This is a genomic window from Vibrio sp. Y2-5 (assembly GCF_014596725.1).
GTDB lineage: Bacteria > Pseudomonadota > Gammaproteobacteria > Enterobacterales > Vibrionaceae > Vibrio.
In genome coordinates, this window is the sequence record NZ_JACVEG010000002.1 from 234,500 (window position 1) to 256,129 (window position 21,630).

Below are 21,630 nucleotides of genomic sequence, written 5' to 3' on the forward strand. Positions count from 1 at the left end.
GCAAATAGGCTGCTTATTCTGCACCCTTACCACCAATTTCTTCGTGGGCTGGTAAGCCAAGTAATCACTTCTGGCGTATATTCCTTTTGTAACCAGTCACCAAAATATAATTCGGTAACCGTGCAGGAGGGATCGTCTGATTGAGTGATATAGCCCAGAGTATCTATCACCTCATTTTGGGAAAGAGGACTCTCTATAAACCAGCAATCTTCACTAAATCTAATTGCCTTTGAACCATACATTACCCCTTCGAGGAAAGCTTTAGCTTCCAAGTTTGATAGCTTTCCATAACCAATTGAATATACAGACATAGCTGAACCTATAAGTGTCACCGTCCCAATCATTGAACAATAAATCAGCAAGTCAGTAGAAAAAACCGGTTGGTGACTATTTGGGAAATATCTGACATGGCTATAGAATTAATTGTGAAGTCAGCCCCAAACCATGGCGGCGCATAGATAGTTTTTTACGATTCTATTCTCATCAACCCTACCGTCGTCCTCCAACCCATCTGAAGTTTTGTGATGAAAACCCACAGAGTCATTTAACCTACTTATATCCAGCCAATGAGTATGATGTAGAGTTACCAAGGAAAAGTTTCCGAAGAGAGATGCTGCGTTTTGTATTCAACCCAAAAGCAGTGATTACGACTACTACGGGAAACGTGCCTTAGTTCGTATTTGGGCAGACCTTTGTAAGAAGGCAGGCATCGCTCACCGCAACCAGTATCAACTGCGCCATACCTACGCAAGCTGGGCTATCACCCACGCGAATGTAAACGTTAGCTACCTAGCCCAACAAATGGGTCACTCTGATATCACGATGGTGGCTAAGGTTTATGGGAAATGGTTGAAAGAATCGAATAAGAAAGAATCGGATAGGGTTTGGGAAGGGCTACAAAAAGCTAAGTGATTTGGTAACTTAATTTTGGGCGGAATTTAAGATAGCCATGTTTGAGCCCCCCTAAGTGATTGATGTAGGGTTCAGAATTCGAATTCTTATGCTAGTGTTTAGGATTACAACTTTTGGAAGTACTTGCGATCCTCAGTTAGGATGTGCTGGCTAATCATTTCATACATGATGAAATGAAGAAGTTCACTGTCTCTAACATGACCACTAATAAAACGGTCTGACAATTTTCTGGCTCTCTCTAACAACCTTGCATGGAGTGTAATGTGATCGCTGCAATCTACATATCCTGCATTTTGAAATATCACTTCTTCGTCCTTAAAGTGCTGTTCAATCTCAATTATCAAGGAATCAACTAACTTAGCTATCTCTGAGATCTCTTTATTGTCTAAAATAGACTGCAATATAATGTTCGAATGTTCTAACAGAGATCTGTGCTGCATATCAATCAAACTGTTGCCCGATTCGTAGGCGGGTCGCCATACCAACTGGACAATGTTTCTTTTGGAGGTATCTGATTGAGTTGGAGTACTATCTACTTGAACACGATTTCTACCCTCAGATTTCGCGCGATACAATGCCTGATCTGCACGATTCAACCATGAATCCCAAGAGTCAGAAGGTTGGCAAATAGTCAGCCCAATACTAACAGTAAGCTTGAGGTTATAGGGAAACTTATGCTTTTCCACAGCGACACGGATCCGCTCAGCTAAAGGTGTAGCATTAATATATCCGCTGTTTGGTAACAATATAACAAACTCCTCTCCGCCCCAGCGAGCCAGTATATCTGTTGTTCGTATACAGGATTGAACGACAGAGCAGAATTCCTTAAGCACCAAATCTCCAACCACATGCCCATATTGGTCATTCACTTGTTTAAAATGGTCCAAATCTAAGACGATAAGAGATGCAGGTTGACCATACCGTTTTAACCTTGCGATCTCCTGCGGCACATCTTCTTCTAATCGAAATCTATTCCAAACACCTGTTAATTGGTCTGTCCTTGCCATCTGCATAATATGTTCATCAGCACGTTCCTTCGACATCAGAACAAAGCCATTCGACATGAGAATCAAAGACAAAAATGCAGCAATAAAAGTCATTATCTGCATAGGTGTTTGACTGAACATCTCAGAAACAGCATTTGGATTAATTGCAACGTTGACTATACGTATCAATAGCACGCCTATTGTAAGCATAAGGCCAGCAGTTAACAGGTATTTACCACGGCCAACAATTGCTTCTTTACAGCGCAATAAAATAGTAAGAGCCAAAAAACAATGGCAGCTAAAAATCAAGCCACTAATGATAATTCGTGCATTAAGATCATCCATTAGAAAGTAAAAAACAATGACTAGAGCAACAGTCGGCCCAACCAATAGAACTTTGGAAAGTCGCCGATGCAAAAATTCTCCGATTGCCGCACAAAATGAAGAATAACTAGCAGAAAGAACCCCATTCGCCATGAGCACATAAATAAACGGCGATAGATGTCCCCTCAAGAAAAGCAAAATATAAGCCAAAGTGTGTAGCGCCAAACCTATCGCCCAAAACAATAGTTCTTTCTGTTCTTTTACCCTAGTAACTGAGGCTACAGCTAATGTCAACGTACCCGCGGTTGCAATAATTATTAAGAAAATAGTAGGAATATGAACAATCATCAAAGCACCACAAATACCATCTATGTTGAGTTCTATGTATTTAACAATCGAAGTAAAAACCTATCAATTCAATCGTACTAACAGAGCTTAAACACATAACATAACTAAATAATTTAAATAGGATATATCATGTGATTGAATAATAAAGCAAATGCTAATAATCGATTTATTCACATTTTTATCAACAAAGTATTACATTTAGATGCAAACCAGTGTTGCTACTTACATAGGACATTCTTGGGGCTTTTTGAAACGTTCAGAGGAAGGAGAATGTTAATTTGGGGCTAAACTGGGGCTTTTTTGGGGCTAAATGGGGCTATTTCTTCCATTTTTTGATTTCTAGACACAAACAAAAAGCGCCCCAACCGGAGCGCTTCAGAATCAATATTTGATTATTCCCAATCAAGGATAACTTTACCGGAAGCCCCGCTACGCATAGCGTCGAAGCCTTTTTGGAAATCATCAACCTTGTAGTGGTGAGTGATGATTGGTGACAAATCTAGACCAGATTGGATCAGGCTTGCCATCTTGTACCAAGTTTCGAACATTTCACGGCCATAGATACCTTTGATCACCAAGCCTTTGAAAATCACTTTGGTCCAGTCAATCGCCATATCTGATGGTGGAATACCTAGCAGAGCAATGCGGCCACCGTGGTTCATGGTGTTTAGCATTGAGCTGAATGCACTTGGTACACCAGACATTTCAAGACCTACGTCGAAACCTTCAGTCATGCCCAGTTCAGCCATGACATCTTCTAACTTCTGTTCAGCAACGTTGACTGCGCGAGTCACACCCATCTTACGAGCAAGATCTAAGCGGTATTCGTTTACGTCAGTAATCACCACGTGGCGTGCGCCTACGTGTTTTGCTACTGCCGCAGCCATGATACCGATTGGGCCGGCACCTGTGATCAGAACATCTTCACCGACTAGGTCAAAAGACAATGCTGTGTGCACTGCATTACCAAACGGGTCGAAGATCGATGCTAAATCATCAGAAATACCATCTGGAATCTTAAATGCGTTAAACGCTGGGATCGCAAGATATTCAGAGAAAGAACCCGTACGGTTTACACCCACACCAATGGTGTTACGACATAAGTGAGTACGGCCGCCACGACAGTTACGACAGTGACCACAAGTAATGTGGCCTTCGCCTGATACGCGATCTCCAATTTCAAAGCCACGCACTTCCTGACCAATGGCAACAACTTCACCCACGTATTCGTGACCGACAACCATTGGTACTGGAATGGTTTTTTGCGACCACTCGTCCCAATTGTAGATATGGACATCCGTACCACAAATTGCAGTTTTCTTAATTTTGATCAGAATATCGTTGTGGCCGACCGCAGGTTTTTCCACCTCGGTCATCCAAATGCCTTCTTCAGGCTTAAGCTTAGCTAGTGCTTTAATTTTCATAATGCTCACCAAATGATTCCTCCGAAATTGGAGGAAACAATAATCCTTAGATGATGTTCATCTCTTTACCGACTTCGATAAACGCGTCGATAGCTTTGTCTAGTTGCTCACGAGTATGTGCTGCTGACATCTGTGTACGAATACGCGCTTGGCCTTTTGGTACAACAGGGAACGAGAAACCAACAACATAAATGCCTTTTGCCAGAGAACGCTCAGCAAACTCTGCCGCAACTTTCGCATCACCAAGCATAATTGGAATGATTGCGTGATCAGCACCAGCCATAGTGAAGCCTGCTTCCGTCATACGAGCGCGGAAGTGTGCTGCGTTGTCCCATAGGCGATCACGAAGTTCACCGCTTTCTGCAAGTAGGTCAAGAACACGTAGCGATGCAGAAACGATTGCAGGCGCAACAGAGTTCGAGAATAGGTACGGACGAGAGCGTTGACGTAACCAGTCAATCACTTCTTTCTTACCAGAAGTGTAACCGCCTGAAGCACCGCCCATTGCTTTGCCTAACGTACCTGTGATGATATCGATACGGTCGATAACATTGTGGTATTCATGCGTACCACGGCCGTTTTCGCCCATAAAGCCGACTGCGTGAGAGTCATCAACCATCACCAATGCATTGTATTGATCTGCAAGGTCACAAATCGCTGGCAAGTTAGCGACTACGCCATCCATTGAGAACACACCGTCTGTAACGATCAGTTTATGACGCGCACCTGCTTTATCAGCTTCGATAAGCTGCTCTTCAAGCTCTTGCATGTTGTTGTTCGAGTAACGGAAACGCATCGCTTTACATAGACGAACACCGTCAATGATAGAAGCGTGGTTCAGGGCGTCAGAAATGATCGCATCTTCTTTATCAAGCAGAGTTTCGAACAGACCTGCGTTTGCATCGAAACATGAGGTGTAAAGAATCGTGTCTTCTTTACCTAGGAATGTAGATAGTTTCTCTTCCAAAGCTTTGTGCGAATCTTGAGTACCACAGATAAAGCGCACTGAAGCCATACCAAAACCGTGAGAGTCCATACCCTCTTTCGCAGCTTCAATCAGCGCAGGGTGGTTAGCAAGACCAAGGTAGTTGTTCGCGCAGAAGTTTAAAACATCTTCGCCACTAGAAATGTGTACAGAAGCGCTCTGCTGAGAGGTAATAATACGTTCTGATTTATAGAGACCTTCAGCTTTTACTTCATCAAGCTGGTCACGAATTTGCTGGTAAAAAGCAGTCGACATTGCATTTTCCTTCTTCGTTTTTCGGAGCGTAAATATGTAGGCTATTTACACTGTAAAAATCACTGCCAGTAGCGACAAAATGTGCACGTTTTCCCAAACGTTACTCGCTACAATTTATCCCCTAAGTGTAATCCACTCGTTGAAAAGCGATTATCCTACTTTGCGGAAAAGCATTCGTGAAAATGAGGCACAAATAGAAGCTATTAAACCCACGTTGACGGATACCCAATAAAAAAGCGCCCCGAAGGGCGCTCCAACTGACGTTGTTGTATTTTTTAGAAGAAGCCTAATGGATTGATATCGTAGCTCACTAATAGGTTCTTCGTGTTTTGGTAATGGTTAAGCATCATTTTATGTGTCTCACGACCAATGCCTGATTTTTTATAACCACCGAACGCTGCGTGCGCAGGATAAGCGTGGTAACAGTTAATCCATACACGACCCGCTTCAATGTTACGTCCCATACGGTATGCAAGGTTGGAATCACGAGTCCACACACCAGCACCTAGGCCATATTCGGTGTCGTTTGCGATAGCTAACGCTTCAGCTTCATCTTTGAAGGTTGTGATTGCGATAACTGGCCCGAAGATCTCTTCTTGGAAGACTCGCATTTTGTTGTTGCCCGCCAGCATGGTTGGCTGAATGTAGTAACCGTTGCTGATATCGCCATTCTGGTTTGCCACATCGCCACCGAAAACAACTTGGGCTCCTTCCTGACGACCAATTTCCAAATAGCTTAAGATCTTGTCGAACTGCTCTTGTGAAGCTTGCGCGCCCACTTGTGTATCTGTGTCTAACGGGTCGCCCTGCTTAATAGTTTTGGCACGCTCAGAAAGTTTCGCCACGAAACGGTCATAGATAGATTCATGAACCAGAACGCGGGAAGGACAAGTACACACTTCGCCTTGGTTAAAGAAGCCCAATAACGTCCCTTCAACACATTTTTCTAAATACGCATCTTCATGATCGAAAATATCAGCAAAGTAGATGTTTGGTGACTTACCACCAAGCTCAACGGTAGACGGAATCAAGTTGTCTGCCGCACATTTCAGAATATGGTTACCCACTTCTGTTGAACCAGTAAATGCCAACTTAGCAATTCGGTTGCTGGTTGCCAAAGCCTGACCCGCTTCATTACCAAAACCATTCACCACGTTGACAACACCCGCTGGAATCAAGTCTCCAATGGTTTCCATTAGCACTAAGATTGACGTAGGCGTTTGTTCTGCGGGTTTGAGAACCACACAACACCCTGCCGCCATTGCCGGTGCAATCTTCCAAGCTGCCATCAGCATTGGGAAGTTCCAAGGAATGATTTGCCCCACCACGCCAATTGGTTCAGGGAAATGGTAAGCGGCGGTATTTGCATCAAGTTCAGCTGCACTGCCCTCTTGAGCACGAATACAGCCAGCAAAATAACGGAAATGATCAACCATCAAAGGGATATCAGCCGCTAAGGTTTCACGAATCGGTTTTCCGTTCTCCCACGATTCAACATAAGCCAGTTTTTCGATGTTCTCTTCGATACGATCTGCGATTTTCAGCAATATATTGGAACGCTCGGTCACGCTGGTTTTTGCCCACGTTGCACGGATGTTGTGTGCAGCATCCAATGCAAGGCTGATATCCTCTTCACTGGAGCGCGGAACCTGACAAAATTCTTTGCCGTTAACCGGTGAGGTGTTTGCAAAATACACTTCACGAACCGGTTTTACCCATTCGCCGCCGATAAAGTTATCATATTGATTTTTAAAATTAAAAATCGCGTTTTCAGTTCCTGGTTGCGCATAAATCATAGTTCAGTCCTTGTTACTTTACTTTCACGTTATTGTTAGGGTGTGCAGTGTTGATGTTGACACTTGCTGATAGTGTTAACGCAAATCACAAGCCAAACTTGTCGGCCTTGTTGTTAATAAGTTGTAAAGCTATGATTGACAAAATGATCGCAAGTATTAAGTGGCGACGGAAACGCGGTTTGGGTACTGCCACCCATTGTTCCAGTGTCCCGAAATGACACACTGCTACTGTCACAACATGGAACAGTTATGCAAATTCAAACAGTTAAAGATTGGTTATCAACATCTTGGCATCGAAGTGAAGAAGCAGGGCTAACTCAAAGAAGCCGTCCTGAGCACATTCGTTTGCCGAGTTATGAACTCAAAGAACGCAAATGGTTAGCCACATCATTAATTTCCGCGGTAGAAAAACATGCTGTCCCACTTTTCAATCAGATGTGTGGGCACAGCGACAGTCATTTAGTGTTAACCGATAAAGAAGGGGTGATTCTCTCTACGTGGGGGCATCCTAGATTCAAAGAGCGCCTAACTGAAATTGCGCTGGAATCCGGTGCGTGCTGGCAGGAGAAACTCAAAGGGACAAATGCGATAGGCACAGCGATTGTCGAAGCTCGCCCAGTAACGGTTGTCGGCAATCAGCACTACATTCGGCAGCACCATTTTATCAGTTGTTCTTCTTGTCCTATTTTCACTCATCAAGGTGAACTGCTTGGGATCCTCGACATCACCAGCGAACAACAAAAACACGATTTATCAATACAGGTTCTAGTACAGAATATGGTTCAGCTGATTGAAAACCATCTACTGTGCGAAATCCCTCAAGGCTCGACTCGAATAGACCTTGCTTGCGAACGTTCACTGCTAAACAGTGGCTGGCAGGGTATTGTTATTGCAGATGAAGGTGGAAAAATTCTGGCACACAACCACATTGCCGCTCAGCTATTAGCGCAAAGCTCTGTGGTTGGTCACTCGATTGATGAAGTGTTTAACCAGCGACCAAAACCGTTTGTGTTTGAGAAACATCCGTTAACCCGCACACCTAGACAGTCTCACTACTCTTATACCGCTTCCTGCGAACTGCATTTTGGTGACACCACCATAGAGCAAGCATGGCAGCAGGCCAACAAGCTGATTGATAAAGACATTACCTTGATGATCCTGGGTGAAACTGGCGTAGGTAAAGGCGAATTTGTAAAAGCGCTCCACCAGCGAAATTCACGAAAAACCAAAGCGCTGGTAAGTGTAAACTGTGGGGCTTTACCAAAAGACCTGATTGAATCTGAACTGTTTGGCTATGTCGCTGGTGCCTTTACTGGCGCAAACAGCAAAGGCTACCAAGGAAAAATTCGACAAGCCGATAAAGGCATTCTGTTTTTGGATGAAATTGCAGACATGCCATTAGAAGCGCAGTCTCGTTTGTTGCATGTGATACAGGATAAAGTCGTTATTCCTGTCGGTTCAAACCAAAGTTATCCGGTCGACATTCAGATCATTGCTGCCACCCATAAAGACTTAGAGAAAGCGGTTGAGGAAGGGACTTTCCGCCAAGATCTCTATTACCGTCTCAATGGTTTGATTTTGCATTTACCCGCATTACGCGAGCGACAAGACAAAGCGGCACTGATTGAAAACATTCATAAAACCTATCGTATCGGTGCTCAGTCTTTATCACCCCATCTGATGGAACTTCTCACCAGCTACCATTGGCCGGGCAATATTCGTGAGTTAGACAACATGATGAAAGTGGCTTGTCTACTGGCCAGTGACGAACCTGAATTGGGGCTGGAACATGTTCCGGGGCATATCAGCAAATCTTTGCTCAATCGCGTTGTTGATACCGAATCTGATGATGATGCCGTAGATCTAAAAACCGCTGTCGAAGATAAGTTGCTAAAAGCGTATCAGGCGAATCAGGGCAACATCAGCCAAACATCTAAGATGCTTGGCATCAGTCGTAACACCCTTTATCGCAAGCTAAAAGCCATCGGCATTTTGAAATAGGTAGCGTCAGACATTGTTGTTCCCGATTAAGCTATGCCAGATAATCCGCCACGTTAACTTGGTCTATCTGCTCTGGCAGTAAAAACTGTTTGGCGTATTCCATGTAAATACCTGAGTTAAGGAACAAAGCAAACAGATCGGCATCGATGTGATTGTCTTTGACCATACAATGCATAATATTGAGCGACTCAGACAAGGTCTTAGCTTTTTTGTATGGTCGATCTGAACTAGTCAGTGCTTCAAAGATATCCGCAATCGCCATCGCCTTGCCTGCCAGCGGGATTTCTCTTTGATCAATACCTTGCGGATACCCTTTACCGTCCAGTTTTTCATGGTGACTACCAGCAATGAGCGGAATGTTTTTCATTGTGCTTGGGAACGGCAGTGATTCCAGCATCATCATAGTTTCGATGATATGGTCATTGATAATGAAACGTTCTTCATCGTTTAACGTTCCACGCTGGATGCAGAGGTTATAAAGCTCACTCTGATCGTTTTTGTATTGTTTAGGCTGCAACTGGAAGCGCACATCACGAATTTTGCTCGATTCCCAAGGAATACGATGTGACGGCTTATCCGCCAAAAGTGATTCGGTAACGGGTAGATCATTGGCATCATCACGGTAACGTTTCGCTTCTTCCTGCCCTAATCCCAACCTTGAATCCAAGGTACGTTGCCAAGTTTTACCCGCGATTGCGTGAATGCGCTGTTGATGCTCTTCACTGAGAAACTCATTACCCTCATTCATTTGTGCAATAAACGTGAAATCTTCATCCAACTGACGCCATTTCTCATCTACTTGTGCTTGCTGCTCTATGGGTAAGGAGCCAAATGCCGACTGATAAGCGTCAATTTGAGCGTCTCTTTTCAACACTTCAAAACGGGTTCTGATTTCATGAATGCGATTATAGATGGTTTCCAATTTGGTTGATTTATCGACCACATACTCAGGAGTTGTCACTTTTCCGCAGTCATGCAGCCATGAGGCAATGTGCAACGCTTCCTGTTCATCCGCTGTGAGCGAAAAATCGTTAAATGGCTGCAAATCCGATTCAGCCGCAGCCGTGACTAAACGTTCTGTCAGTACAGGTACACGCTGACAATGGTTCCCCGTATAGGGAGACTTAGTATCGATAGCGCCCGCAATGACACGAATAAAAGCTTCCAAAAGCTCTTTTTGCTCTCTCAAGTGTTTTTTCGTTTCAATAGCGAGTGATGTATAGCCAGTTAATACCAAGGTCAATGGAAGTGTTTCGTCCAATATCGATTGCTTTTGTTCGTTCAGATAAGCAAGGTTTACGCAACCAATGCATTTTTCATCTCGGTTATACAGCGGCACCAATATCCACCAAACCTCTTCTGGTAGACGAAGTTTTTTCGCAAACTCAGGAGTGTTTTCATAAATTAGATACTCATCGCCATTGACTTGCGAGTAGATATCACAAATCTTCTCGCTACTGTCTAAATAGGCAAGAGAGACATCATTTTTGTCTTTGGTTTTTCCATCCCAATAGATATGTGCCTCTAAACGATCTTCCTTTGGATTCCAAATGGACAAAAATGCACTCTGGGCTTGAGTGACCTTTACCAAGCCTTCACTAATGACCGATTGGATTTTTACTGAGTCTTTTTGTTTTGAAATGGTTCTGGTCAGTTCAAAGAAGTTGCGGATGGTAATATTCATCCCCTTTAACGCTTTACTAAGATTTACAATCTCTTTGATTCGACTAGGTTTGTAATTAGGACCATCAAATTTAAAATGACTGATGTCTTGAGCATTTTGGGTTGCCAAACGAATAGGACGGCTAATAAATTGCGCCATAATATACACAATAGGCAATACAAGCAGCGCTAGAATGAACGCGGTTGCTATCGCATGATGTCGTATGGCAGCGGCTTTATCTAACAGTTCTGATTCTTTTATCGCAAATAGTAAGTAGAAGTCCTTATCGCCAATGTTCGCAACAGGAAACACCTCGCCAAACCACTTCTCACCATCAATCATTTCTGTTTTTAAGCCTTGCGCGACATTACTTTCATCGAGAATAAACGATCGGATATTTGGAAAAGGTAACTGGTCAATAGTCTCCAATTCACTTAATGACAGACGGTGGCTGCTACCTTCACTGAAGGCGTAGATATAGCGTTGATTTTTCTCAAACAGCAATCTTGTCGAAGGGTGGCTTTCCGCACTGCCTGCCAGCACATTTGAAACGCTGGACAGCAGTATCTCAGCCGCAATCACGGTTCCAGTTTCGGATCGTTTTTGCACCGTTACGCCAATTTGCTGTTGAACTTTAAAGAACTTTGGCCTCGCCAAGCTCATCTCATTGCTTTTCGCTGCTTGGTACCACGTTTCTTTTCGAGCATCTAAGTCGTTATTGGAGATAATCTGCGAACCAATGACTTTACCGTCAACACTAAAAAAGAACAGTGTCGCATAACCTTTTTCGTAAGAAGACATCACACCAAACAACTCCGCATTTTTAGGCACTGGAATGTCTGTCATCCAACTCGACTGGGTATTTTTAAACGCAGCTAATACATCCCCATTGCTATACCCTATGAAATAAGCATTCACACCAGGCTGGGTATGCAATAGCTTTTGCAAAATAGTGAGATAAGGGATTCTGTCATATTCACGAGTCTGATCATTTAATTCGGTAAGCTCTAAGGTACTGATGGCATCCATTGCAGGCTGAAATACTTTTTCGAAATCGCCTTTAGTTGTGGTGGCTATCTGTTCAAACAGGGTTTGGTTAGCTTCAAAAATAATGTTGTCGATACTTTTGGAAGAGGCCCAGATTTGCAGTAGACACGAGCCCGCTACCACAGTTACAAACATCACAGACAAATGGATGTGTAGTGGCATTACAAATCTCGAATACCACCGTTTTTCAGTTTTCTTCATTCCAGCTTTCCCTAGCACAACATTTTGTAAAGATAGATGATTTCTACTTCTCATAAGTTGGAATTAGCCGAACAGATCCTTTGGTTCTTATGGTACAGTTCGCATCACGACTGCACTTGTACGATCATTGAACGCCTAAACATCATGCTAAACCCCAAGCTTATTACCTTACTTCCTGATTTAGCGACATTTATCTTAATTGTAAATGAAGGCAGTTTTACCGCTGCTGCTCACAAGTTAGGCGTTACTCCGTCCGCGTTAAGTAAACTTATTACTCGTTTAGAGCAAGCTTTGTCTGTAAAGCTGTTCGAACGCACCACAAGGAAGCTGCTCATTACTCAGGCAGGTCAGAAAATTTATGACCAGTGTCTGGTGATGATGAATGCCGCGCAGCAGGCAGTAGAACTTTCAAGCTCTGATCATACCGAGGCAGCAGGCACTCTCACCATTGCCGCACCAGAGGCGTTCCTGAATTCCGTGTTGCAACCATTGGTGGTTCCGTTTTTAAAACAATATCCAGAGATCAAACTCAGACTTCGTGCCGCAGATGGCGAAATAGATCTGTTCAAACACAATGTCGATGTCGCCTTTAAACTGACCGATAAGCCGGATGAAAACTTGGTGCTCAAAGAACTGGCGAAAACCAACTTGGTGTTGTGTGCCAGCCCTGATTACCTCAAGCAGAGAGGCGTACCCAAACATCCTACGGATCTTTCCCAGCACGATTGCCTCTACCTTGCAGAGACAGAACATGACCATGTCTGGAGTTTTCTTAAAGATGACGAGTTTCACACAGTAGCTGTCACAGGACGTTTCGCGGTTAACCAATCACAAATCCGTTTAAACGGTGCGAAAAACGGTTTGGGTATCGGAATATTCCATGATTTCGTCGTCCAAGATGCGATTGCCAACGGCGAAGTGGTGCAACTGCTACAAGAGTGGACGATTAAGAGTAACTATCATGGCGCGATTGCTATGCAGTATGCGCAAACCAAGTACATGCCAGCTCGATTGAGAGTCTTTATTGATTACGCGCTGGAGCATTTGCGTCCAAAGCTCAACCGCTGACACGCTAAGAGGACATCATGTTAAAACGAATTCATCACGCTGCGATTATTTGCTCTGACTATCCCCGCTCAAAAGCCTTCTATGTGGATGTTCTCGGGCTGGAAGTCATTGCTGAGAATTACCGGGAAGCGCGCGACTCTTACAAGCTAGATTTAGCATTGCCAGATGGTTCACAAATCGAGTTGTTCTCATTTCCTGACGCGCCGAAAAGACCAAGCTATCCAGAAGCACAAGGCTTACGTCATCTTGCCTTCTGTGTGGATGATGTCTCAGCCGCCAAGAAGAAGCTTGAACAGCAAGGCGTAGAAGTTGAACCGATAAGAGTGGATGAGTTTACGGGCAAACAGTATACCTTCTTCGCAGATCCTGACGGCATGCCATTGGAACTGTACCAGAGCGAATAACAGCCTCAGTAATAAGTGTTTAAAAAGGCGTTAAGTGTGACCACTCAACGCCTTTTTTATAAGACTCGTTTTGTATCTAAACAAGTTAAGCCGCTTTTACTGAAGGTTTTGACTCTTCTTTCTGAGCAATTAACTTCTGGTGCAAGGCACAAATGGCGCTGTTGTAGTCACTGTCTTCGACCACGAATTGCACGTTAACATTACGCATTGAAGAATACGCTGCCATAGGTGTCACGTCTGCTTTATCCAACGCCTGCATACCTAAACTCAATGCGGTATTGGTATTGATTGATGCGCCAATTGCAGAGATCAGGGCCACCATTTTTCCTGAAATAGATGCGTTCGGATAACGTTTTTCAGCTTTATAAAGCACCTCATTGAGGTTCTCAGAACTGCCGCTGAGGAAATAGGTCATTGAGTTGGCGTTCATCTCTTTTCCAACTAGGTGCACTTTAGCTTCCGCGATGACTTCCATCAGTTCATAACTTACGTTGTCCACATTACCGACCATGCTTTGATCAAACATATGCAGGGCAAACACTTTATTTCGACCCGCAATGATCTCAACCTTGTTATCTTCAGGCTGATGATGGTTAGAAATCAGTGTGCCACCATGTGCCGGTTCGAAAGTATTTTTCACTCGCAGTTCAATACCTTGTTTACGAAGACCCGCAGCAGCGTTCGGGTGAATCGCTTCCATTCCCAAGTTAGCTAATTGGTCTGCAACATCGAAGTTGGTTAACCCCATCGGGCGCACTTTATCTGGGCCAACGACACGAGGGTCTGCCGAACTTAAGTGATACTCTTTATGAATGATCGCTTGATCCGCATTAGTCAGCGCTGCAATACGGCTAAAGGTCATTTCGCTGTAACCGCGATCATAAGTTTTCATTAAGCCTTCGTCACAGTAGGCATAACCAGTCACAATCGGTAGCTCGGTTTGCACATCGATATCTTCAAACGCTTTCTGAATAACCTCATCAAGCGAACCCTGAGCACCGTTGCTCCAGCCAGACAAATCCACAAAACGCGCATTAACGCCTAATGTTTTGAGCTTTAACGCCGTGTTATAGGCACTGTGCGCCTCACCAATTGAGGAAAGAAACTCTCTTACTTGTGGCAAATAATGACGCAAAGAAAACTGACCATACTGGCAGGTTTCCAAAATATTGCTAATGCAGTTTACTGCTTCTGAAATTCGAGAGCGAATGAACTTATCTGCGCGCAATCGACTCATAGGATCGGCGAACAAGTTCTCGTTTATCATCAACATACGTTGCTCAAGTTCGTATATTGCCTCACGCCAAGCGTCATCTCGTTTGGCGATCATTTTGTAGATACCTGACTTACCTGTGCGTTTGCACTCAAGCAGCGCGTCAGTCATCCCTGAATAAGCCGATACAACAAATACTCGACCGTATGGATTGCTCGGTTTTAGCAGAATATTATCAAGAACTGCGTCAAACGCAGACATAGAAGTACCACCGATTTTCTCTACGGTGTAATACATGATGTCTCCTCTTCTCGTTGGGTTAAAAGTCACTTCTTATTTTTTTCGAATTATCTCCTTCCTCCATTGAGGAAGGAGAAGAGGCGCGCTGATTTATTCAACAATCGGGTAAACACCGTCTTTGTCGTGGGTTTCCGCACCGGTTAGCGGTGGATTAAACACACACGCCATCACCATATCTGCACCGTCATAAGCACGTAAGAAGTGCTCATCATGCTTATCGAGAATGTATAAGGTACCTGGCTTGATCGGATAAGTTTCACCACCGACCACTTCTATTTCACCTTCACCCGACATGCAGTACACAGACTCAAGGTGATTCTTGTAATGAATATGCGTTTCAGTGCCTTTGTAAATGTTGGTGATGTGAAACGAAAAGCCCATTTGGTCATCTTTCAGCAGCATGCGTACACTTTCCCAAGTTTCAGCTACAACTCGACGTTCACTCTGACGACATTCATCTAGTGTTCTTACAATCATGACTTTTCCTTATGACGCTTTTTTAATGTATTGAGATGCGATGTTTTCAACTGCTTGGGTGAAAATAGTTAAGCCTTGCTCAAGCTCAGACTCACTGATAGTCAGAGGACAAAAGAATTTCACCACTTCGTCATCAGGACCTGCAGTCTCAATCACCATGCCTAAGCGGAAACATTCGCGAGCAATTTTGTCCGATATTTCTCCACTCTGGCACTCAATACCCTGCATCAGACCGCGCCCTTTCAAGCGGGTAAACAGTGTTGGATACATACGTAGCGCTTTCTGGATGGCTTGCGTTACCTGCTCAGCTCGTTGCTGAATGTGCAGTGAAAACTCATCATCTGCCCAATAAGTTTCAAATGCTTTTGCAGCAGTGACAAACGCATGGTTATTACCACGGAATGTGCCGTTGTGCTCGCCTGGTTTCCATTGGTCTAGTTCTGGTTTAAACAGCACAACCGCCATAGGTAAACCGTAACCACCGATAGATTTCGATAAAGTAACAATATCTGGCTGAATGCCCGAAGGCTCAAAACTAAAGAACGTACCTGTACGACCACAACCTGCCTGAATGTCATCCACGATCAACAGCACATCGTGTGCTTTACAAATCTTCGCCAAACGTTGTAACCACTCATTTGACGCAGCGTTCAAGCCACCTTCACCCTGAACCGTTTCAACCAGAACAGCAGCAGGTTTGTCTAAGCCAGAAGAGTTGTCACATAACATGGTTTCGAACAAGGCCAAGCCATCAATATCCGCATAACCTTCATACGGTAGACGAGTTACACCCGACAGCCCCATGCCAGCGCCGCCACGATGATGCTGGTTACCTGTTGCGGCAAGCGCACCATAAGAACAGCCGTGGAAACCATTGGTGAAAGCCACAATATTGCTACGACCTGTTACTTTACGCGCAAGCTTCATTGCCGCTTCAACGGCGTTGGTACCCGTAGGTCCTGTGAACTGCACTTTGTAGTTCAGTGAGCGAGGCTCAAAAATGTAAGTTTGTAATGCACTTAAGAATTCTGCTTTAGCTTCAGAGTGCATGTCTAGTCCATGAGTAATGCCATCGCGGTCGATATATTCAAGCAGTGCAAGCTTAAAAATGGCATTGTTGTGCCCATAGTTCAGTGAACCGGCACCCGCTAAGAAATCAAGATAAGCGTCACCATCTTTGGTGTAGAGCCAACTGCCTTTGGCAGTGGAGAAAACAACGGGGAAATTTTTTGCGTAAGATTGAACGTTTGATTCTTTTTTCTTAAAGATATCCATAACGTAGAGTTTTAACCTTCTTTATTGATTTTTGAATGAACAACAGCCTTAGCTTTTAGCTACTGCTGCTTTAGAGGAATTCGATACAGATATTCCGTATCGTGTTTACCTTCAAAATGACGGGTTTCATCGAGAAAAGTGGATACTTCGCCGCGCTCTCCATGCGCTCTGTCTAATTTCTTAAACAGGCTCCAAGACCCGAGGTTGTCTTTAGTGATTGTGGTTTCCAACACTTGGATGTCTTGCAGATCATCTCTGGTCAGAATCTCTTTCAGCATATGGAAAGCCAGACCTTTACCTCGCGCACTTTCATGCACAGCGACTTGCCAAATGAATAACTCATTAGGATTATCCGGCTTGCGATAGGCTGAAACGAAACCAACGATCTCACCGTCACACTCAGCGACAACACAGGTGCTTTGAAAGTGCGTTGATTGCAGAAAGTTGCAATAGGCGGAGTTTTCATCGAGCGGTGCGCACTGCGCAATAAGCTCATGTATCTTCGCGCCATCACTTACAGTGGGGATACGAAAAACCCAATCTTCCTCAAGATTTTGCATAATTTCTGGGTATGCGACCCAAGGTGCTGCTGTAATCATTGTTCGCCACATAATCATTTAGAGCTCTAAACAAATTCCATTTATAAACTAACAAGACTAAAGATTATTTCAACCCTAAATATTAAGAGGTGATACAAATAAACCTATAAATCACTGTTTTTATAGTACTTACTTGGTTTAATTAAATTTATAAGACACAAGAATAATAATTAGCACTCTAACTATAATTAAACTTATATTGATTTAATGAAATGCCATTTTAATATCAAGATTATCACTAGCAAATTGACTAAACTTTTGCATTATGCATTTGCATTTTGCGAATAAAATTAACAAAACGTTCATAAATCGCAATTTTTGGTCAATTATTAACCAAAAATCATGCTAAACAAGTTGGCATGCAATATGCTTTATATTAGATGACCCTTATTAAGCCGAGGGTCACCTAGCCAACTGACGTTGTTAGTGAATACATTTGTTCACATGTTATATCAGCCAATCGTATTACTTACGGTTGGCTCTTTTTTTACCTGTCTCGTACTGCAATCTGGCAACAGCCTCATTCTTTCGCCAACTTAAACAATCGCGCCTACGTTCAGACTTCTCTTTTTTCTTAAATATCAGTGAGCTGTTGTTTGACTTTGTCTAGATCTGCGTCAAAACTCTATTCAGAGTAAATTGAATGGCTGAGAGAGTTATGTCTAACGAAACCCCATTGTGGATACCCAGTGAAGATCGAATTCAAACGTCGAATCTTCAGCAGTTTATTCAACACATCAATATGCAAGGTGAAGCCGTTGAAACCTATCAACAGCTCCATCAATGGTCAGTGGCAGACAAAAAAAAGTTCTGGCTGGAGATTTGGCAATTCTGTGATGTGATTGGATTCTGTGGAAATTGTATCTATGGTGAAGGCATTGCTCGTTGGCAAAAATTCCTTCCTGCTCGCGATACGATTTGGTTTCCTCAAGCCCAGCTCAACTACGCCGAGAACTTACTGTCCTATGCCTTCCAAAAACCAGAAGGCGTTGCTATCTGGTTTAAAAATGAAAACGGACAAAGTAAAAAACTGACATGGCAACAGCTCAGTGACCAAGTATCGATTGTGCAGCAATGGCTAACACAGAATGGGGTAACAAAAGGTGATGTGGTTGCGGCTTGCTTACCGCATATGCCTGAAACCGTTGTGGCGATGCTGGCAACCACCAGCTTAGGAGCGATATGGGCATCAACTTCCCCTTCAGACAATATTGACGACATCATTGCTCGCTTTGAACAGATTCAACCAAAGATTTTGTTCTGCTGTAACGGCTATAGTTTTAACGGCACCAACCATGTGATGGAAGAAAGCAATTCTAAAATCGTTCAATCAATTGAAAGTATTGAAAACACCTGCCAGATAGAATATTTGCAGCAACGTGAGTACAGCGTGAATTTCAATGATACGTTTTCCGACTGGCAATCCCTGCTTTCTAGCTACCTTCCTCGGGGGTTAACTTACGAACGAATTGGTTTTAATGACCCGTTGTTCGTACTATTTTCCGAAAGAGATAACGCGCCACCAAGATGTACTGCTCATAGTGTCGGCGGAACCATCCTTAACCACTTAAAAGAACATCAGCTTCAATGTGATATACAGCCCGATGATCGCATTCTGGTCAACACTGAATGCGACTCGATGATGTGGAACTGGCATACCTCTGCACTGGCAAGCGGAGCGACCTTAGTCATCTATGATGGTTGTCCGCTTTATCCTCAAGCAGGGGCTTTATGGGAGTTTATTCAGGAGGCTGAAGTTACTCTACTCGCAACCCCAGCAAGCTACTTACAGTCTCTTGAGAAAAAAGAGTTTTCTCCCGGCAATTTTTACGCTTTAACGTCTCTTAAAACACTCTGCTCAACAGGGAAAATGCTCGAAGAAGAACAATTTTCTTATATTTACGATCAAATAAAACCCGACTTACACCTGTCTGTCATGTCCGGAGATACTGATATCCTAGGCAACTTTGTGATAGGCAACCCTATCTCTCCGGTATACAGCGGAGAGTGCCAAGGTGCGGCTTTAGGATTGGAAATTGATGTTGTTGACCCAAACGGCGAATCTGTATCTCTTATCGAAGGCGAATTGATTTGCAGAAATAGTTTTCCAAATCAGCCTATCGGGTTCTGGCATGATGATGGCGAGCAGTATCACCTGGCTTTTTGGAACAGTGAGGACGGTGCCTGGCATCAGGGGCAGCAAGCAGAAGTGACCAGTAATGGTGGTATGCGATGTTACGGCCTTAAGTCTTAACGCCGCAACACTACAAACTCTATTTTCCCAAATACTATTTCGGAAGCACAACCAAAAACGTATTGCGACTGTCCGCGCGAGGAAGCAGTTCAACGCTTCCGCCGTGCAATTTGGCGACATCTCGGGTAATCGACATACCAAGACCAGCCCCATCACCTTTTTCTGTATTAGCTCGATAGAAGTTATCGAACATTTTTTCCCGCGTTTCATTAGAGATATTTTTACCCGTATCACTAACGTAGACGTTCACTGACTCTTGTTCCTCTTCCAACCGGATGTTGATCAAAGATCCATCGCCCGAATAACGCATTGCATTATCAAGCAGGTTTGTTAGCAACATCCTCAGCAGTGCTTCATCACCCAATATCTCAATATCGTTACCTTCGAACGAAATTTCTTGTTGATGCTTAAGAGCGAGTGGTACGCGCTCTGCAATTACTGACTGGCAAAGCTTAGGCAGATCAACAACCAAGAATTTCATTTCATGAATACTTTCCACTCTCGCCAGTGTCAAAAGCTGCTGGATCATGCGATCAGTTCTATCGATACCTTGAAGAATATTGTTCAAATCTGATTTCAGTTGTTGCTCGTTTTGGCTCATCAACGCGTTTTCTGCGTTCAGCCGCAGTATGGTCAGCGGTGTTTTCAGTTCATGGGCAGCCATACGAGTAAAACGCTTTTCCCTTTGCCATGCTTGCTCCAATTCGCTCAACAAAGTATTAAGAGCGGCAACTAAAGGGGACAATTCATGCGTCGGGTTTGCGACGTATATGCTGTCTAGCTTATTCGCACTGCGTTGAGCAATCGCCCGCTTAAGTTCAGTGATTGGCTTAAAATGTTTATCAATCAAAAGCACCATCATCAGCGCTAAACACGGAATCAAAACAAATTGCGGTAACGCAGCTGATAGAGCCAATTCATACATCATCTCATCACGAATAGACTCTTTTTCAGCAACAAAGATGTATTCATGCTTAACATTCATCGCTTTAGGCAATGGAAGCTGGAAAAATCGCCAAGATTCGTTCTCAATATCCATATAACCAAACCCTGCGTATTTAGGGTCATGGTTGAGGTTATCTATTTCCGGAATCGAGCTCCAAATGAGCTCATCGGCGATATAAAACTGAACTAAAATATGTTGCTCGTAAGGATGGCCAAATGGAGTTGGGTTATCATCACCTTTAGCTTGTCGCTCAATGCGTTTCATCCAGTTATCAAATAACTCACGCGTATGGCCTGACTGCATAGGCTGTTCGGAAATCGGCATACTCAGAAGCAACATCTTGGCTGACTGACCAAGGCGCGCATCGTATACCTCTTCAATTTCATGTTTTGAATAAGAGAAGCTGAAATACAAACAAATCAAAATTAAAACGGATGAAAGTGCGATCACTGATATCGTCAATCGCTTTTTAATAGAAAAAGTTGCTTCTACTTTATTTTTCAATGATGTACCCCACGCCACGGATATTCTTAATCAGGTTATTTGGAACTTTTTTACGCAAGTTGTGAATATGCACTTCGATAGCATTATCACTGGCTCCTTCATCCCAACCGTGCAACGACTGTTGTAGCTGGTCTTTACTGAGCACTCTCCCCGCATGAGTCATTAATGCGGTAAGCAATTTAAATTCATTATTGGTTAACTTTAGTCTGTTTCCCTCATAATCAACGGCTTGTTCCGCTAAAGAGAGAGAAAGTTGTCCAACAACGATGCGTTCATCACAATACCCTGATTGACGACGAATGAGCACCCGCAGCCGAGCCATCAACTCTTCAAGGGCAAATGGCTTCACTAAGTAATCGTCGGCTCCACCATCTAAGCCTTTTACTCTGTCCTCAATATCATCACGCGCAGTAAGAATTAACACAGGTAAGGTATAGCCAGCTCGACGTAGGTTTCGCAACACGACCAACCCATCAATATCTGGCAGGGTAAGATCCAAAATAACGGCAGCGAATTGCTCCGTTTTCATCGCGACTTCAACACCGCCGCCTCTGTCTACCCAATCTACGGTATATCCATGACGACTAAGCGAAGTCACCATGGATTGCCCGAGTAATGCGTCATCTTCAACTAAAAGTAACCGCATGG

General features: G+C 43.6%; 16 protein-coding genes and 1 pseudogene. 5 read left to right on the forward strand and 12 right to left on the reverse strand.

Going from position 1 to position 21,630, the window contains the following annotated elements:
* Positions 1 to 26: 26 nt before the first annotated feature.
* A complete protein-coding gene (locus tag HUO09_RS06210) occupies positions 27 to 311 on the reverse strand; it encodes a hypothetical protein (protein WP_167411775.1) in 285 nt (94 codons plus the stop codon).
* Between the two features lie 313 nt (positions 312 to 624).
* On the opposite strand from HUO09_RS06210, the gene HUO09_RS06215 reads away from it, so the two are divergent.
* Positions 625 to 912 (forward strand): tyrosine-type recombinase/integrase, encoded by a 288-nt coding sequence (locus HUO09_RS06215; protein ID WP_188233778.1) that lies wholly within the window; start codon positions 625 to 627, stop codon positions 910 to 912.
* A 104-nt stretch (positions 913 to 1,016) separates the two neighbouring features.
* On the opposite strand, the gene HUO09_RS06220 is transcribed toward HUO09_RS06215, so the two are convergent.
* From HUO09_RS06220 to HUO09_RS06235, 4 genes are all read right to left on the reverse strand, one after another.
* On the reverse strand, positions 1,017 to 2,570 hold the full coding sequence (locus tag HUO09_RS06220) for a diguanylate cyclase (RefSeq protein WP_188233373.1): 1,554 nt from the start codon (positions 2,568 to 2,570) through the stop codon (positions 1,017 to 1,019).
* 392 nt (positions 2,571 to 2,962) lie between these two features.
* Positions 2,963 to 3,994 (reverse strand): L-threonine 3-dehydrogenase, encoded by a 1,032-nt coding sequence (tdh, locus tag HUO09_RS06225; RefSeq protein WP_223159334.1) that lies wholly within the window; start codon positions 3,992 to 3,994, stop codon positions 2,963 to 2,965.
* A gap of 46 nt (positions 3,995 to 4,040) precedes the next feature.
* Complete coding sequence (locus tag HUO09_RS06230) at positions 4,041 to 5,234, reverse strand: glycine C-acetyltransferase (RefSeq protein WP_188233374.1); 1,194 nt, start codon at positions 5,232 to 5,234, stop codon at positions 4,041 to 4,043.
* A 275-nt stretch (positions 5,235 to 5,509) separates the two neighbouring features.
* Entirely contained in the window at positions 5,510 to 7,030 is a 1,521-nt protein-coding gene (locus HUO09_RS06235; protein WP_167411780.1) for an aldehyde dehydrogenase family protein, read from the reverse strand.
* 249 nt (positions 7,031 to 7,279) lie between these two features.
* On the opposite strand from HUO09_RS06235, the gene HUO09_RS06240 reads away from it, so the two are divergent.
* Positions 7,280 to 9,031 (forward strand): sigma-54-dependent Fis family transcriptional regulator, encoded by a 1,752-nt coding sequence (locus HUO09_RS06240; protein WP_188233375.1) that lies wholly within the window; start codon positions 7,280 to 7,282, stop codon positions 9,029 to 9,031.
* Between the two features lie 31 nt (positions 9,032 to 9,062).
* On the opposite strand, the gene HUO09_RS06245 is transcribed toward HUO09_RS06240, so the two are convergent.
* Positions 9,063 to 11,942, reverse strand: a complete 2,880-nt coding sequence (locus tag HUO09_RS06245; protein WP_188233376.1) for an HD-GYP domain-containing protein — start codon at positions 11,940 to 11,942, stop codon at positions 9,063 to 9,065.
* Positions 11,943 to 12,086: 144 nt separating this feature from the next.
* Between HUO09_RS06245 and HUO09_RS06250 the strand changes: the two genes are divergently transcribed.
* Positions 12,087 to 13,010 carry a LysR family transcriptional regulator gene (locus HUO09_RS06250; protein ID WP_167411817.1) on the forward strand — a complete coding sequence of 308 codons (924 nt, stop codon included), beginning with the start codon at positions 12,087 to 12,089 and terminating at the stop codon, positions 13,008 to 13,010.
* A gap of 17 nt (positions 13,011 to 13,027) precedes the next feature.
* Positions 13,028 to 13,414, forward strand: a complete 387-nt coding sequence (locus tag HUO09_RS06255; RefSeq protein WP_188233377.1) for a VOC family protein — start codon at positions 13,028 to 13,030, stop codon at positions 13,412 to 13,414.
* Between the two features lie 85 nt (positions 13,415 to 13,499).
* Here HUO09_RS06255 and HUO09_RS06260 read toward each other — a convergent pair whose 3' ends face one another.
* The 4 genes from HUO09_RS06260 to ectA form a co-directional block, all read right to left on the reverse strand.
* A complete protein-coding gene (locus HUO09_RS06260) occupies positions 13,500 to 14,924 on the reverse strand; it encodes an aspartate kinase (protein WP_188233378.1) in 1,425 nt (474 codons plus the stop codon).
* Between the two features lie 93 nt (positions 14,925 to 15,017).
* On the reverse strand, positions 15,018 to 15,404 hold the full coding sequence (locus HUO09_RS06265; RefSeq protein WP_188233379.1) for an ectoine synthase: 387 nt from the start codon (positions 15,402 to 15,404) through the stop codon (positions 15,018 to 15,020).
* A gap of 9 nt (positions 15,405 to 15,413) precedes the next feature.
* The gene (gene ectB, locus HUO09_RS06270; RefSeq protein ID WP_188233380.1) at positions 15,414 to 16,679 is read right to left on the reverse strand and encodes a diaminobutyrate--2-oxoglutarate transaminase; all 1,266 of its coding nucleotides are present in this window, start codon (positions 16,677 to 16,679) and stop codon (positions 15,414 to 15,416) included.
* A gap of 59 nt (positions 16,680 to 16,738) precedes the next feature.
* On the reverse strand, positions 16,739 to 17,290 hold the full coding sequence (gene ectA, locus HUO09_RS06275) for a diaminobutyrate acetyltransferase (RefSeq protein WP_167411818.1): 552 nt from the start codon (positions 17,288 to 17,290) through the stop codon (positions 16,739 to 16,741).
* Between the two features lie 646 nt (positions 17,291 to 17,936).
* On the opposite strand from ectA, the pseudogene HUO09_RS06280 reads away from it, so the two are divergent.
* A pseudogene (locus HUO09_RS06280) lies at positions 17,937 to 19,520 on the forward strand (AMP-binding protein); the annotation flags it as partial.
* A 46-nt stretch (positions 19,521 to 19,566) separates the two neighbouring features.
* Here HUO09_RS06280 and HUO09_RS06285 read toward each other — a convergent pair.
* Positions 19,567 to 20,982, reverse strand: coding sequence for an ATP-binding protein (locus tag HUO09_RS06285; RefSeq protein WP_188233382.1), 1,416 nt, complete (start codon positions 20,980 to 20,982; stop codon positions 19,567 to 19,569).
* Positions 20,972 to 21,628 (reverse strand): response regulator, encoded by a 657-nt coding sequence (locus HUO09_RS06290; RefSeq protein WP_167411788.1) that lies wholly within the window; start codon positions 21,626 to 21,628, stop codon positions 20,972 to 20,974. The genes HUO09_RS06285 and HUO09_RS06290 overlap by 11 nt, the downstream gene beginning before the upstream one ends.
* Positions 21,629 to 21,630 lie beyond the last annotated feature (2 nt).